Raw genomic sequence first — 14,007 nt, forward strand, 5'->3', positions numbered from 1 at the left:
GAAGCTTGCGGCGAGGCAATCCGTTTTAAGCCCCTCCTCCCGGAAGGGGGGAGGGGTTTGGGGTGGGGGCCCGGCCACGCGCGACACAATTTGGGGCGCTGCCCTCCCCCATCCCCTCCCGCTTGCGGGAGGGGAGCGGCTAGCGGCGAGTTGAGGGACATCGTCAAAACCCCTCCCCCACCAAATCCCCGCCGCGCCGCAGCAGGTACACATCCATGATCCACCCATGCGCCCGCCGCAGTTCCGCCCGGCGCGCGACGATCCGCTCGGCCACATCCGCCAGCCGCCCGAACTCGATCGCCTGCTGCGCCATGCCCAGATACGCCCCCCACCAGATCGCGACATCCGGCTGATCGAGCGTCGTGAAGGCGCATCCGCCGTCCAGCATCACCGCGACGCTATCCGCCCCCTGCGGCCAGCCCGTTTTGCGCAAGCGCCGCCCGGTCGTCACCATCACCGGCGCGCCGACCGCGTTGAACGGGATGGCATGCGCCGCGCACAGCGCCTGGAGGCTGGTGATCCCCGGCACCACCGTCACCCGCTCCACCGCCGCCAGCCGCCGGGCGATGCGGATCGTGCTGTCATAGAGCGAGGGGTCGCCCCAGACGAGCAGCGCCACCCGCCCGCCATCCGGCAGATGCGCGGCAATCTCCGCCGCCCAGCATTCGGCGATCGCGTCATGCCAATGCTCGACCGTATCGAGATAGGCCCCCTCCGCCGCACGCACCGGCAGGTCGAACTCGACCACCCGCACCTCAGCCCCCATCAGCACCTGCGCGCAAATGTCGCGGCGCAGGTCGATCAGCTCGGCCTTATCGCCTTTACGCGGCAGCAGGATCAGGTCGGCAGCGCGCATCGCAGCCTCGGCGGCACGGGTCAGATGGTCGGGATTGCCCGTGCCGATGCCGATCAGGTCGAGATTGATCACAAATCCTCCATCAACGGGCCATAGAGGATCAGCGCCGCCTTGGCCGACACACCCTCCGCCAGTCGCGCGGCCAGCCCGGCCACGGTCGAGCGGGTCAGCCGCTGGTCGGGACAGCCGACATGCTCAGCCATCAGCGCAGGCGTTTCGGGCGGCAGGCCATGCGCGATCAGCGCCTCGGCCAGCGCGGGGAAGGTCCGCTTGGGCATGAACACCACCGTCGTCGCGCTCGCATCGGCCAGCGCCGCCATGTTGCGGTCGGCGGGCAGCGCGCCGGTCACGTCATGACCGGTCACGAACTGCACCCGCCGCGCCTCCGCCCGCCGGGTCAGCGGAATGGCGGCCGCCGCCGCCGCCGCGCTCGCCGCGCTGACGCCGGGGACGATCTCGAAGCCGATACCGGCCGCCTTCAGCGCGACCATCTCTTCCTCCAGCCGCCCGAAAATGCCGGGATCGCCCGATTTCAGCCGCACCACCCGCTTGCCCGCCAGGGCGTGGTCGACCAGCAGCCGGTCGATCTCCGCCTGTTTGGGCGAGGCGCGGCCCGCCCGCTTGCCCACCGCGATCAGTTCGGCTCCGGGCCGCGCATGGGTCAGCATCGGTCCGGCGGCCAGATCGTCGAACAGCACGACATCGGCCTGCCCCAGGCAGCGCACCGCCTTGAGCGTCAGCAATTCGGGATCGCCCGGCCCCGCGCCGACCAGATGGACGAAGCCGCTCACCACCAGCGCGCCACCAGATGAAAGAAGGTGCCGGTCACCGCCCCCCGCCGCGATCCGGTTTCGGGCACCGCCTCGCCCTGCGCATCGACGACATGCGCAAGCGGCGCGTCGGGCTGTTCGAGGACGGTCGAATAATGGAATTCATGTCCGCCCAATACCGCGCCTTCGGGCATCCCCGCCACCTCGCCCAGCAGCGTCGCACGGCGATAACCCAGATGCATCTTGCGCTTGGCATAGCTGGTCACGAGGCCGAGCAGCCCCGCCATCCGGTGGCTGACGCCCTCGGCATCGATCAGCGCCTCGCCCAGCGCCATATAGCCGCCGCACTCGCCATGGACCGGCCTGGTCCGGGCATGGTCGGCCAGTCCGGCTCGGAACGTCTCCGCCGCCGCCAGCCGCCCGGCGTGAAGCTCAGGGTAGCCGCCGGGCAGCCAGACCAGATCGGCCGACGCATCGGGGGCTTCATCGGCGAGCGGCGAGAAAGGCAAGACCTCCGCCCCGCCCGCGCGCCAGCCCTCCAGCATATGCGGGTAGACGAAGGAAAAAGCCGCATCCTGCGCCAGCGCGATCCGCTGCGCCGGGGGCGGCGGCAGGATCACGTCGGTAGCGGGCGCAGTCTTGGCATAGGCCGCCGCGCGGATCGCTTCCAAGTCGACATGCGCCGCCAGGAACGCCGCATAGTCGCCAATCAGCCGGTCGAGTTCGGGATGCTCGACCGCCTGCACCAGCCCCAGATGCCGCTCGGGCAGCACCAGATCGCCGCGCCGGGGAAGCGCGCCGAAGACCGGCAGGCCGATCTCCTCGAACCCCAGCTTCGCCAGCCGCTCGTGACGCGGGCTCGCCACGCGGTTCAGGATCACGCCGGCCACCCGCAGGTCGGGGTCAAAGCGCGCAAAGCCCAGCGCGGTCGCCGCCGCCGACTGGGCCTGTCCCGACACGTCGATGACCAGCACCACCGGCCAGCCCATCCGCCGCGCCGTCTCCGCGCTGCTGCCCATGCCGGTCGCGCCGGGTCTGGCAACGCCGTCGAACAACCCCATCGAGCCCTCCGCCAGCACCAGTTCGGCATCCGCCCCGCGTTGTCCCAGCGTATCGAGCAGAGGTGCGGGCATCGCCCAGCCGTCGAGGTTGAACGACGCCCGCCCGCACGCCGCGCGGTGGAAGGCGGGGTCGATATAGTCGGGGCCGCTCTTGAACGGCTGCACCGCCACCCCCGCGTCGCGAAACGCGCGGAGCAGGCCCAGCATCACCGTAGTCTTGCCGGTGCCCGAGGCGGGCGCGGCGATCATCAAACCGGGCGTCATTCGACAGTGTTCCCAGGACGATAGCGGCGGTCATAGCCTTCCGCGTACAACCGGCTTTCGGCGAAATCGCTCTGGTCGAGGACGCGCCCGACCAGGATCAGCGCGGTCCGCTCCGGCCCATCGGCGGCGGCGTCCTCGATGGTGGCTAGCGTCGCGCGGACGATGCGCTGCTCGGGCCAGCTGGCGCGCCAGACGATCGCGACGGGGCAGTCCGCGCCGTAATGCGGGGTCAGGTCGGCGACGACCCGGGCCAGATTGTGGATCGACAGATGGATGGCCAGCGTCGATCCCGTCGCGGCGAAAGCGGATAGCGTCTCCCCCTCGGGCATGGCGCTGGCGCGGCCGGGGGTGCGGGTCAGGATCACAGACTGGGCGATGCCGGGCAGGGTCAGCTCGCTTTCCAGTACCGCCGCCGCCGCCGCGAAGGACGGTACGCCGGGCGTGACCGACACCGGGATGCCCAGTTCGCGCAACCGCCGCACCTGCTCGCCCATCGCCGACCAGACCGACAGGTCGCCCGAATGGAGCCGGGCGACATCCTGGCCTTTGCGATGCGCGTCGGAAATCTCGGCCATGATCTCGTCGAGCGTCATCGGCGCGGTGTTCACGATTTTGGCGCCCGGCGGGCAATGCGCCAGCACCGCCTCTGGCACCAGCGATCCGGCATAGAGGCATACCGGGCAGGCCGCGATCAGGTCGCGCCCCCGCAGGGTCAGCAGATCGGGGGCGCCGGGTCCGGCGCCGATGAAGTGAACGGTCATTGGTCGGGTCCTTGGGCGATGGCGCAGGTCGCCATGCGGTCGGAGGAAATCAGGCGGGGCACGACGATCCGCGCGCCCGGCCCGGCGGCGGCGAGCGCGACGGCCTCGGCCACGCTGCCGACGCCACGACGGGCGAGGCTGACGATCGAGCGGGTCGGCGTATCCAGGCCGTCCAGCAGGTCCGCGTCGATCGGATGGACGGACAGGCCCTGCCCTTCGGCAAATTCGGCGATGACGGCCGCGCGGTCGGCGGGCACGGCCAGCGCATCGGGGCGGATGCCCGCCGCCGCCAGCGCGCTGCGGACGGAGTCGGGGGTCGCCCCCGCCCGGCATCCGAACCCGGCGATCACCATGCGACCCGCCACTGGACGATGGGATAGCTGGCCTTCCAGCCGCGCTTCGTCCCCAGCGGCCGGGCCTGGGCCAGTTCGATCCGCAACAGCTCTCCCCCGAAACGGGCATGACACTCGGCCAGCAAAGCCTCCGTCTCCAGCGTCACCGCATGCGCGACCAGGCGGCACCGGGGCAGGGTGCGCAGGGCCTCGACCAGCGGCCGCGACAGGCCGCCGCCGACGAAGACCGCATCGGGATGCGGCCGGTCGGCGAGCCGGTCGAGCGCATCCCCCTCGATCAGTTCGAGCCGCTCGACGCCCAGTTGCAAGGCATTGTCGCGGGCGCGGGCCAAGCGGTCTGGATCGCGCTCGAAACCGATGGCGCGGGTCGTCGGGTCGCTTAGCAGCCATTCGATCGCGACCGACCCCGAACCGGCGCCGATATCCCACAATAGCTCACCGGCACGCGGAGCCAGCGCCGACAGTGCAAGCGCGCGAACGGGGCGCTTGGTGATCTGTCCGTCATGCGCGAACCAGTCATCGTCCAGCCCGCTCGCGCAAGGCAGGGCGCGGCCGTCTCCCGCAGGCTCGATCGCCACCGCGACCGGGTGCGCGATGTCGGTCCCGTCGAGCGCCGCCGCCGTCGTCCGCCGCACCCGCTCGCGCGGACCGCCCAGCGCTTCCAGCACGGTCAACACGCTGTCGCCGAAACCCTGATCGACCAGCCAGGCCGCCAGCCCCGGCACCGCTGCCCCGTCGCGCATCAGCGCCAGCACCCGCCGCCCCGGCGCCAGATGCGGGCGCAGCGTCTCGATCGGCCGGGCGTGCAGCCCGACGCTCCGGATGGTCTCGACCGGCCAGCCCAGCCGCGCGGCCGCCAGCGACAGGGTCGAGGGGGCGGGATGGGCGATCCACTCCCCCGGCTCCAGGTGACGGGTCACGACCGACCCCGCGCCGAACCAGAAGGGATCGCCCGAGGCGAGCATCACCACCCGTTCCCCCCGCCGGTCGAGGAGCATCGGCACCCCGTCCGCGAACGGCACCGGCCAGACGATGCGCCGCGCCGCGCCGCGCTCGGGCAGCAGCGATAGGTGACGGGCCGCGCCCATCACGCTATCGGCCGATTCGATCGCGGCGCGTGCGGGGGCGGTCAGGCCGTCCCAGCCATCCTCGCCGATCCCAACGATCGTCAGCCAGGGTCCGGAGTCAGCCATGCGCCATATCCTTCTGCTCGGCGGCACGACCGAGGCGAGCGCGCTGGCGACCGCGCTCGCGCAGCGCGGCGAACGCGCGGTGCTGAGCTATGCGGGCCGCACCGAAGCGCCGCGCGCGCAGGCGATCCCGACGCGGGTCGGCGGCTTTGGCGGCATCGAGGGGCTGGCCGATCATATGGCCCGCGAGGGCGTGACGCATCTGGTCGACGCCACCCATCCCTTCGCTGCGCGCATCAGCGCCAATGCGATCGCGGCGGCCGAGTTGGCGGGCGTCAAGCTGCTCGCATTGACCCGACCCGCCTGGGACACCGGCCCTGGCGACCGCTGGATTCGCGTCGCCGATACGGCGGAGGCCGTGGCGGCGCTGGGCAGCGAGGCGGCACGAATCTTCCTCGCGCTCGGTCGCCAGACCATCGGGGACTTCGCCGATGCTGCGCAGCATTTCTACCTGCTGCGCTTCGTCGACGCCGCCGAGGTCCCCGCCCTGCCGCGCCATCATCTGGTCGTGGATCGCGGTCCCTTCACGCTGGCGGGCGAACTGGCCCTGCTGCGCGAACACCGGATCGAGGTCATCGCCGCCAAGAATGCGGGCGGCGCGGGCGCGCGGGCCAAGCTGGAGGCGGCGCGCGAGCTCGGGCTGCCGGTCGTGATGATCGACCGCCCCTTCATCCCCGACCGGCCTCAGGTGGAGAGCGTCGCGGGGGTGCTCGACTGGCTCGATCACGGCGTCGTCCGCGGGGTGTAGAGGATCGGGCGGCCCGAGTGCGGGATCATCCGCGTGCGGCTGGACCCGATGATGACGACGGTTCGCATGTCCGCCATCTCGCCCCGCGCCTGGGGCAAGGGCACGATGCGCAGATGCTCCTCCGGTGTCGAGACGGCGCGGGCGAACAGCACCGGACGGTCGTCGCCGCACGTCTCGCGGAGCAGCGCAAAGGCTGAGTCCAGCGCATCGGGCCGCGCCTTGGACCGGGGATTGTAGAGTGCGATGGCGAAATCCGCCTCTGCCGCAAGTTGCAATCGACGCTCGATCAGCGCCTGAGGCTTGAGGTTGTCGGACAGGTTGATCGCGCAGAAATCATGCCCCAGCGGCGCGCCCGCGCGCGCGCTGGCCGCCAGCATCGCGGTGATGCCGGGCAGGACGCGGATGTCCAGGTCGTGCCAGCGGGTCGGGTCCTCCTCCACCCGCTCGAAGATCGCCGCCGCCATGGCGAAGACGCCCGGATCGCCCGAGGAGACCACGACCACCCGCGCGCCCGCCTCGGCCATTTCCAGCGCATGGAGCGCGCGGTCGCGCTCGACCCGGTTGTCGCTGGCATGACGGGTGAGGCCGGGGCGTTCGGGCACGCGCGCGACATAGGGGATATAGCCGACCACATCGGTCGCCTCCGCCAGCGCCGCCGATACCTCGGGCGTGACCATGGCGTCCGCCCCCGGCCCCAGCCCCGCGACGATCAGCCAGCCGCTCATGGCCGCCGCCCCTGCCCGTGGATCAGCGCGATCGAGAAATAGGGGGCGGGCGCGTCCTCCACCTCCGCCAGCCGCCGCACGCGCTCGCCCGCCTGGGCGGCATGTTCGATCAGCCACGCCTGGTCCGACCGCCCCGCCGCCGCGATGGCGCGGCGCAGCTTGGGCAAATGGCGGCCGATCTTCATCACGACCAGCGCGTCGGTCTCGGCGATGCGGCGGGTCAGTTCCGGCTCGGGAAGGGTCGCCATCGCGACGGTCAGCACATCGTCGCCCCAGGTGATCGGCGCGCCGCTGGCGGTCCAGGCACCCGACATGCCGGTGATGCCGGGCACCACCGCGACCGGGGCGTGGGGAAGCAGTCGACTGTGCAGGTGCATGAACGAGCCGTAGAAGAAGGGATCGCCCTCGCACAGCACCACCACATCCTCGCCGCGCCGCACCAGCGACAGGATATGCGCGGTGCAGGTCGCGTAGAAGGCCGACAGGCATTCATTGTAGCGCGGGTCGGTGAAGACGATCTCGGTCGTGACCGGATAGTCCATCGGATATTCGACCACGTCGTCCCGCAACATGCCCTCGACGATGGTCCGCGCATGGCCGCGCCGCCCGGCCTTGCGGAAATAGGCGACGTGCCGCGCGCCGCGCACCAGCCGGTCGGCGCGGACGCTCATCAGGTCCGCCGCGCCGGGGCCGAGACCGACACCGTGGATCGTGCCCGTCGTCATTCGGCGCGGCTCGCCAGCGCGTTGATCGCCGCGACGGTGATCGCGCTGCCGCCCGGACGGCCCTTCACGATGGCGCAAGGGACGGGCATCGCCTCCCACAGCGCGTCCTTCGACTCCATCGCGCCGACAAAGCCGACCGGACAGCCGATGATCGCCGCCGGGCGCGGACAGTCGGGGTCTTCCAACATGGTCAGCAGGTGGAAGAGCGCGGTCGGCGCATTGCCGATCGCCACCAGCGCGCCCGCCAGATGCGGTCGCCACAGCTCCAGCGCGGCGGCGGAGCGGGTCGTGCCCATATCCTTGGCCAGTGCAGGCACCGACGGATCGCGCAAGGTGCAGATCACCGGATTGTCGGCGGGCAGCCGCGCGCGCGTGACGCCTTCGCTGACCATATGCGCGTCGCACAGGATCGCCGCGCCCGCCGCCAGCGCCTGCCGCCCCGCCGTCGCGAAGCCGCGCGAGAAGTGGATCGACGGGGCGAGTTCGACCAGCCCGGCGGCATGGATCATGCGGACCGCGACCGGCTCCTCCTCCGCATCGAAGCGGGCGAGCTCCGCCTCGGCGCGGATGATGGCGAAGGACTGGCGATAGATCGCCGCGCCATCGGTTTCGTAACTATAGGGCATCAACAGGCTCCGAGAAGCGCGACCGCCCGCTCGGGCGACAATCCGGTGTGAAGCGGTGCCGCCCCGGCGCGGGCGTGGCGGGCCAGATCGAAAGCCCCCTCGCGCCCGGTCAGCACCCAGTCCGCCGCCCGTGCCCGCGCGCAGCCCTTCGCGCAACCCGAGACGTGCAGACGCCCCTCGATCGACGGCGCGAGGCGGGCGGCCAGATCGCGGGTCTCGACGCTCGCCTGCGGACAGGCGGGCGCGCCGACACAGGCGTCGACATGCAGGATCGGGCTATCGGACAGCAGCATTCCAATAGCGGGCGCAGGTGCGACGCCCTCCGCGATCATCAATCGCCAGGGGGTGAGGCGAACCGCGCAATCGAAGGTGGCCAACGACGCGGCGTCGATTCGACCAAAGGGCAGGCCATAAACCGCACCGATCGGATGCGTGCCGGGCTGTAGTGGTACGACGGGTGCGGCGGGCACGATATCGCCGTTCGCCCAACCGGGTAGAGCGGCGTCGTGACGTGCCATCCGCCCGGCGGTGCAGCCACCGCTCTCGACGAACCAGTGCGCCAGCCGGATCAAGGCATCGACGGCAGTAAACCGCGTGACGGCCACACCGCTCGCACGACCATCGGCGCGCAACAGCAACTCCCCAGTGGCGGCGCGCGTGATACGGAAATCGCCGGGCGCGTGGGTCAGCATCGGCGCAGGCCCCGCATCGACGACGAAACCCACCTTGCCGGGCAACTCGGGCAGTTCGGCCAGACGCGCGCGGAGTTCTTCGGCGATGGCATGCGTGTCGTCGCCCTCACACCAGTCGGGGTTGACGAGGATCGCCCCCCGCCCCTCGCGCACCGGGTCGGCGTCTACCAGCCCCAGCGCCTGCAATTCCTCGATCAACGTGGGCCAGCCCGCATAGGCGACGCCGCGCAGTTGCAGATTTGCGCGGGCCGTCAGGTCGATCTGGCCATTGCCATGCCGGATCGCGGCCGCACACAGCCCCTCGACCTGGGGTCCGGTCAACCGCGCCAGCACCGGGCGCACCCGCACCAGCAGGCCGTCGCCCGCCATCATCGGCCGCCACGCATCGGGGCACCAGCCCTTGACCACGAACCCGCTCATGCCGCGCCGTCCAGCATCGCCAGTACCGAGTTGCGCCGCGTCCGCCACAGCCCCGCCGCATGAAGCGCCGCGAACCGCGCCTCCATCGCCGCCAGCGCCGCCGGATTGGCCTGCGCCATGAAGTCGCGCACCTCGTCGCGGGCGAGCGTCGCGTCCCAATACAGGTCGATCAGCGACGCGGGCACCATGTCGGCCAGATGCGCGAAGCTGCCCAGATGGTCGAGCGTCGCCGCGATCTCCGCCGCGCCGCGAAAGCCATGCGCCATCATCCCCGCCACCCAGCGCGGATGGGCGGCGCGGGCATGGACGGTGCGGGCGATCTCTTCGGCCAGCGTCCGCGCCCTGGGGCTGGCCGGATCGCGCGTGTCGAGATGATAGAGCGACGCCGCCCCCTCTCCCAGCGCCGCCCGCGCCGCCGCGAAACCCGCCTGATGCGCGGCATAGTCCGCCGCCAGCAGCAGGTCGCTTTCGGGAAGGTCATGGACATGGACAAAGGCCTGCGCCCCCGCCACCCGCGCGGCGATCCCGGCCGCGTCGCGCCGGTCGCCATCGTCGAGCGCGGTCGCCGAGGCCGCGAGCCAGCTTTCCCCCGCCGCGATCCGCGCGGCCTCGTCATAGGCCGCCTCCGGGTCCAGCCCGATGCCATAGCGGCCCGGCGCGGGGCCATAGACGCGCGGGGTCGCCTGCCCGACATAGGGGTTCCATTCGGGCTCTTCGTCACGCTGGCCCAGCGCCCGCACCGCCTGTCCGAACAAGGCGACCAGATGCGGGAAGGCGTCGCGGAACAGCCCCGACACGCGCAGCGTCACATCGACGCGCGGCCGGTCGAAGCGCATCAGCGGCATCACCTCGAACCCCGTCACCCGTTCTGAACGGTGGTCCCATAGCGGCTCGACCCCGATCAGGTGGAGCGCCATGGCGAATTCTTCCCCCGCCGTGCGCATCGTCGCCGATCCCCAGAGATCGACGATCAGGGTGCGCAGGTGATCGCCTTCCTCCTGCATGTGCCGCCGGATCAGTTCCTCGGCGAGCTTGACCCCTTGCGTCTGCGCGGCGCGGCTTGGCACCGCGCGGGGATCGATGGCGTAGAGGTTGCGCCCCGTGGGCAGCACATCGGCGCGGCCCCGGTAGGGCGATCCCGATGGCCCCGCCGCCACCCGTCGTCCATCCAGCCCCGCCAGCAGCCCGGCCCGCTCGGCCGCGCCCTGTTCGCCACGCCCGAAGACATGGAGACCCTCGCCGAACTGGCTATCCTTCACGTCGCAGACAAAGGCGTCGATCCGGGCGAGCGGATCCTCCGCCCCCGCCAGCCCCAGCGTCTCGCCCAGCCCGACGCTGTCCGCCTCCTCCGCGATCAGGCCGCGTAGCCGGTCGCGGCGCGCGGGGTCGAGGCCATCGGCATTGGCATATTCGTCGAGCAGCGCCTCCAGCCGCCCCAGCCCCGCGCCCGTCTCCGCCTGGACCAGCGCCGGAGGGACATGGCCGAGAGTGACCGCACCCAGCCGCCGCTTGGCCTGCGCCGCCTCGCCCGGATCGTTGACGATGAAGGGATAGAGGACCGGCCAGTCACGGGCCAGCGCCTCGGGCCAGCAGGCATCGGACAGCGCGACCGCCTTACCGGGCAACCACTCCAGCGTGCCATGCGCGCCGACATGGACCAGCGCGTCGATCGCTTGCGCGCGGAGCCAGAGGTAGAAAGCAACATAGGCGTGACGCGGACAGCGCGACAGGTCGTGATAATCCTCACCCCGCGCGCTCGGTCGGCCGCGTTCGGGCTGGAGCGCGACGATCGCCTTGCCCAGCGTCAGGGCGGGGAAACGGAAGGCATCGCCCTCGACCAACGGGTCCTGCTCGACCGCGCCCCAGCTTTCGAAAAGATCGGCGCGCAACGCTTCGGGTAATGTGGAAAGTGCGTCGTGATACGCCGCCACCGGCCATGCGATCCGGTTGGCGAGCAACGCGACGGGCAAATCCGACGGGGCTTCCACATCATAACCGGCCTCGCGCAGATCGCCGAGGATCGCCTTCGCCGAGGCGAAACCGTCCAGCCCCACCGCATGCGCGGCCTGCCAGTCCTTGCCCGGATAGGTGGATAGCAGGATCGCCAGCCGCCGCTCCGCCGCCGGGGTCGTCGCCAGCCTCGCCCAGCCCGCTACCTTGTCCGCCACGGCGGCGATCCGCGCGGGCTCGGCGCGGTGGAGACGCAGCGCGATGTCGAAATCGGGGTCGCGCTCGCCGGGTTGCTTGAAGCTGATGACCCCTGCGAACAGCCGTCCGTCGATCTCGGGCAGGACGACGTGCATGGCGAGGTCGGCGGGCGACAGACCCCGTGCCGAACCCACCCAGCCCTCGCGGTCGCTGGTCGCGAGCGCGATCTGGAACACCGGCACGCCCGCCCCGTCGAGCGGCGTGGTGTCGTCCTCGCCGCGTGCGGAGAAGGCGGTGGCATTGACGATCGCGGCGGGGGTAAGCGCCTTCACCCAGCGCGCGATCCACGGGCCTGCGCCCTCGGCCTTCAGCGAGGGGACGAACAGCGCCACAGGGTCGAAGCCGCGTTCGGTCAGGGCGGCGTGGAGGGCGGCGATGGGTTCGAGGTCGGCGGCGGCGAGATAGGCGCGGTAGAAGACGATCAGGACGCGGGGGCGTGTTGCCCTAAGCAAAGTTGCGGCGGGGCAGGCTATGCCGTTCGGGGACCAGCCTCCGACCGGAGCCAGTTGCGGAGAGGGCCCTCCCCCATCCCCTCCCGCCTGCGGGAGGGGCGTGTTTGTGGCTAACGCGTGCCCATATAGCCCCTCTCCCGGCAGGGGGAGGGGTTGGGGAGGGGCAAGGGCCGCGGGCGATGCAGCTTGTGACGAGGCCCCTTCCTCGTTCCCGGCCAACATTGGCATTCCCGCCGTCAAGGCCAGGGTCGACAGCGCCATCGCCGCTGCCTCCGCCCCACCCGCATCGCACAGCGCCGTCAGCCGCCGCACCACCGCCTGATCGACGGTGGACGCCGCCATCAACCGCCGGTCCTCGCGCCCGTCCGCCGCCAGCACCGCCAGCGCAATCCCGCGTTCCCGCGCCAGCCGCTCGACCTCGCGCAGGCCGTATTCCCAATACGCCGCCCCACCGATCAACCGGATCAGGATCGCCTTCGCATGAACCAAGGTCTGTTCGACATAGGTATCGACCGACAGCGGATGGACCAGCGCCGCCAGATTGGCGAGCCGCAGCGACCAGGGAAATCCCCCTGCCCGCCAGCCCGCCGCAAAGGCGCTCAGGTCGCTGTCGGAAAAGGACAGCACCACCACGTCACCGGGGCGTTGCCCCAGATCCTGCGGAACCGCCTGTTCCTCCAGCCCATGGCTCTCGCGAAAGACGAGATGCACGCGCCTAGCCCTTCAGCACGCCCTCGATCGCGGCGCGATCGATCCGGTCATGCTCGGCGATGACGACCAGCCGAGTGCCGCGCGGCTCGCCCGCGCCCCAGGGGCGGTCGTAGCTGGTGCGCACCCGGCGGCCGACCGCCTGGACCAGCAGCCGCATCGGCTTGCCCGCGACCGCCGCATAACCCTTTACGCGCAGGATATCCTGCTGCTCGGCGAGCGTGACGATGCGCGCGGCGATCGCCTCGGGGCTCTCCACCTCGCCCAGCATCACCGAGAGGCTGTCGAAATCGTCATGCTCGTGATCGTCCGCGCCGTCATGGTGCGAGGGGCGCGCGGCGATGTCGTCCTCGGCGGCAGCTTCCAGGCCCAGCACGATCTCGGCGGAGACGATGCCGTCGACCGCCTCGACCATGGGCAGCGGGCGCGGGGCCTCGGCGGCGATGATCGCGCGTGCCCTGGCGACGCCCTCCGCCCCCGCCAGATCGGCCTTGGTCAAGAGGACGAGGTCGGCGCATGCCAGCTGATCCTCGAATACCTCGGACAACGGGGTTTCATGGTCCAGGCTGGGGTCGGCGGCGCGCTGCGCCTCCACCGCATCGAGATCGGGGGCGAAGCGGCCCGCCGCGACCGCCTCGGCATCGGCCAGTGCGACCACGCCGTCGACGGTGATACGCGAGCGGATCGCGGGCCAGTCGAATGCCTTCAACAGCGGCTTGGGCAGCGCCAGACCGGAGGTCTCAATCAGGATGTGATCAGGGCGCGGCTCCATCGCCAGCAGCTTTTCGACCGTCGGGATGAAGTCGTCGGCGACGGTGCAGCAGATGCAGCCATTGGCCAGCTCGACGATATTCTCCGCCGGGCAGTCGGGGATGGCGCAGCTTTGCAGGATGTCGCCATCGACGCCCAAAGTGCCGAATTCGTTGACGACGACCGCCAGGCGGCGACCGCCCGCATGGCGGATCAGATGGCTGATGAGCGTGGTCTTGCCGGCGCCCAGAAAGCCAGTGACGATGGTGACGGGGACCTTGCTGAGGTCACGCATGCTATTTCTCCGACGCGCCGGACGAGCGAGCGCGGACACGGGACCGATCGCCGGAGCGGTGACGGACGGGCGCAGTCGAATGCGTCCGCCCCGCGTGTCGGCGACCGATGCGACCCCGGCCGCATGGCTTCGTCGCTCCCCGACGGAGAACCGTGCCCCGACCACCCCCTGGGTCCAGGCAAGAGCGACCATGACGCCGGCAGGTCTCCTGGCTCGCGGGTCAAAGCGAAGGGATGCGCCTTCCCGGATCGCTCCAGTGGCCGTGCCTCCGATGGGGCACCAGCATCGCTCGCTCGCCGCTTACAGTTGCAGGGACAGCCGGGGATTTGCACCCCATTCCCGTTTCAAAGCCCCAAGGGGCACCGGCGCGATCTTCGGGGCGTTTCGGCCCCGATGTGCGGCA

Annotated in this window: 13 protein-coding genes and 1 riboswitch; of the genes, 1 reads left to right on the plus strand and 12 read right to left on the minus strand. The window is 71.1% G+C overall.

All coding sequences use genetic code 11. From position 1 onward, the window contains the following. Positions 1 to 163: 163 nt before the first annotated feature. The 6 genes from cobF to cbiE are packed head-to-tail and all read right to left on the minus strand — an operon-like array spanning position 164 to position 5,258. Positions 164 to 928, minus strand: coding sequence for a precorrin-6A synthase (deacetylating) (gene cobF / locus QE385_RS07175; protein ID WP_307100433.1), 765 nt, complete (start codon positions 926 to 928; stop codon positions 164 to 166). Next, on the minus strand, positions 925 to 1,647 hold the full coding sequence (gene cobA, locus QE385_RS07180; protein WP_307100435.1) for a uroporphyrinogen-III C-methyltransferase: 723 nt from the start codon (positions 1,645 to 1,647) through the stop codon (positions 925 to 927). Before cobA ends, cobF begins: the two co-directional genes overlap by 4 nt. Beyond that, complete coding sequence (locus QE385_RS07185) at positions 1,644 to 2,951, minus strand: cobyrinate a,c-diamide synthase (RefSeq protein WP_307100437.1); 1,308 nt, start codon at positions 2,949 to 2,951, stop codon at positions 1,644 to 1,646. The genes cobA and QE385_RS07185 overlap by 4 nt, the downstream gene beginning before the upstream one ends. Continuing rightward, positions 2,948 to 3,712, minus strand: a complete 765-nt coding sequence (gene cobM, locus QE385_RS07190; protein WP_307100438.1) for a precorrin-4 C(11)-methyltransferase — start codon at positions 3,710 to 3,712, stop codon at positions 2,948 to 2,950. Before cobM ends, QE385_RS07185 begins: the two co-directional genes overlap by 4 nt. Then, complete coding sequence (locus tag QE385_RS07195) at positions 3,709 to 4,065, minus strand: cobalamin biosynthesis protein (RefSeq protein WP_307100440.1); 357 nt, start codon at positions 4,063 to 4,065, stop codon at positions 3,709 to 3,711. Before QE385_RS07195 ends, cobM begins: the two co-directional genes overlap by 4 nt. After that, complete coding sequence (cbiE, locus tag QE385_RS07200; protein WP_307100443.1) at positions 4,059 to 5,258, minus strand: precorrin-6y C5,15-methyltransferase (decarboxylating) subunit CbiE; 1,200 nt, start codon at positions 5,256 to 5,258, stop codon at positions 4,059 to 4,061. The genes QE385_RS07195 and cbiE overlap by 7 nt, the downstream gene beginning before the upstream one ends. On the opposite strand from cbiE, the gene QE385_RS07205 reads away from it, so the two are divergent. Further along, on the plus strand, positions 5,257 to 6,003 hold the full coding sequence (locus QE385_RS07205; protein WP_307100445.1) for a cobalt-precorrin-6A reductase: 747 nt from the start codon (positions 5,257 to 5,259) through the stop codon (positions 6,001 to 6,003). The two genes, cbiE and QE385_RS07205, sit on opposite strands and share 2 nt — an antisense overlap. Here the strand turns inward: QE385_RS07205 and cobJ are convergent. From cobJ to cobW, 6 genes are read right to left on the minus strand one after another with little or no spacing between them, the layout of a single operon-like run. Further along, entirely contained in the window at positions 5,979 to 6,728 is a 750-nt protein-coding gene (cobJ, locus tag QE385_RS07210) for a precorrin-3B C(17)-methyltransferase (RefSeq protein WP_307100447.1), read from the minus strand. The two genes, QE385_RS07205 and cobJ, sit on opposite strands and share 25 nt — an antisense overlap. Continuing rightward, the gene (cobI, locus tag QE385_RS07215; RefSeq protein ID WP_307100449.1) at positions 6,725 to 7,453 is read right to left on the minus strand and encodes a precorrin-2 C(20)-methyltransferase; all 729 of its coding nucleotides are present in this window, start codon (positions 7,451 to 7,453) and stop codon (positions 6,725 to 6,727) included. The genes cobJ and cobI overlap by 4 nt, the downstream gene beginning before the upstream one ends. Continuing rightward, positions 7,450 to 8,079: a precorrin-8X methylmutase gene (locus QE385_RS07220; RefSeq protein WP_261269916.1), complete on the minus strand. Its 630-nt coding sequence runs from the start codon at positions 8,077 to 8,079 to the stop codon at positions 7,450 to 7,452. The genes cobI and QE385_RS07220 overlap by 4 nt, the downstream gene beginning before the upstream one ends. Further along, positions 8,079 to 9,191, minus strand: a complete 1,113-nt coding sequence (locus tag QE385_RS07225; RefSeq protein ID WP_307100451.1) for a cobalamin biosynthesis protein CobG — start codon at positions 9,189 to 9,191, stop codon at positions 8,079 to 8,081. The genes QE385_RS07220 and QE385_RS07225 overlap by 1 nt, the downstream gene beginning before the upstream one ends. Then, a complete protein-coding gene (gene cobN, locus QE385_RS07230) occupies positions 9,188 to 12,562 on the minus strand; it encodes a cobaltochelatase subunit CobN (RefSeq protein ID WP_307100452.1) in 3,375 nt (1,124 codons plus the stop codon). Before cobN ends, QE385_RS07225 begins: the two co-directional genes overlap by 4 nt. Positions 12,563 to 12,566: 4 nt before the next feature. After that, the gene (gene cobW / locus QE385_RS07235) at positions 12,567 to 13,604 is read right to left on the minus strand and encodes a cobalamin biosynthesis protein CobW (RefSeq protein ID WP_307100454.1); all 1,038 of its coding nucleotides are present in this window, start codon (positions 13,602 to 13,604) and stop codon (positions 12,567 to 12,569) included. A gap of 180 nt (positions 13,605 to 13,784) precedes the next feature. Beyond that, positions 13,785 to 13,986, minus strand: a riboswitch (cobalamin riboswitch). Between the last annotated feature and the right edge of the window lie 21 nt (positions 13,987 to 14,007).

The organism is Sphingomonas sp. SORGH_AS_0950 (assembly GCF_030818415.1).
Lineage (GTDB): Bacteria > Pseudomonadota > Alphaproteobacteria > Sphingomonadales > Sphingomonadaceae > Sphingomonas.

What these genes read in the sequence shown, in the direction of transcription:
- QE385_RS07220 (WP_261269916.1), bottom strand. Translation starts at nt 8,079, where the DNA reads ATGCCCTATAGTTACGAAACCGATGGCGCGGCGATCTATCGCCAGTCC.
- cobW (WP_307100454.1), bottom strand. Translation starts at nt 13,604, where the DNA reads ATGCGTGACCTCAGCAAGGTCCCCGTCACCATCGTCACTGGCTTTCTG.
- QE385_RS07205 (WP_307100445.1), top strand. Translation starts at nt 5,257, where the DNA reads ATGCGCCATATCCTTCTGCTCGGCGGCACGACCGAGGCGAGCGCGCTG.
- cbiE (WP_307100443.1), bottom strand. Translation starts at nt 5,258, where the DNA reads ATGGCTGACTCCGGACCCTGGCTGACGATCGTTGGGATCGGCGAGGAT.
- cobM (WP_307100438.1), bottom strand. Translation starts at nt 3,712, where the DNA reads ATGACCGTTCACTTCATCGGCGCCGGACCCGGCGCCCCCGATCTGCTG.
- cobI (WP_307100449.1), bottom strand. Translation starts at nt 7,453, where the DNA reads ATGACGACGGGCACGATCCACGGTGTCGGTCTCGGCCCCGGCGCGGCG.
- QE385_RS07195 (WP_307100440.1), bottom strand. Translation starts at nt 4,065, where the DNA reads ATGGTGATCGCCGGGTTCGGATGCCGGGCGGGGGCGACCCCCGACTCC.
- QE385_RS07185 (WP_307100437.1), bottom strand. Translation starts at nt 2,951, where the DNA reads ATGACGCCCGGTTTGATGATCGCCGCGCCCGCCTCGGGCACCGGCAAG.
- cobJ (WP_307100447.1), bottom strand. Translation starts at nt 6,728, where the DNA reads ATGAGCGGCTGGCTGATCGTCGCGGGGCTGGGGCCGGGGGCGGACGCC.
- QE385_RS07225 (WP_307100451.1), bottom strand. Translation starts at nt 9,191, where the DNA reads ATGAGCGGGTTCGTGGTCAAGGGCTGGTGCCCCGATGCGTGGCGGCCG.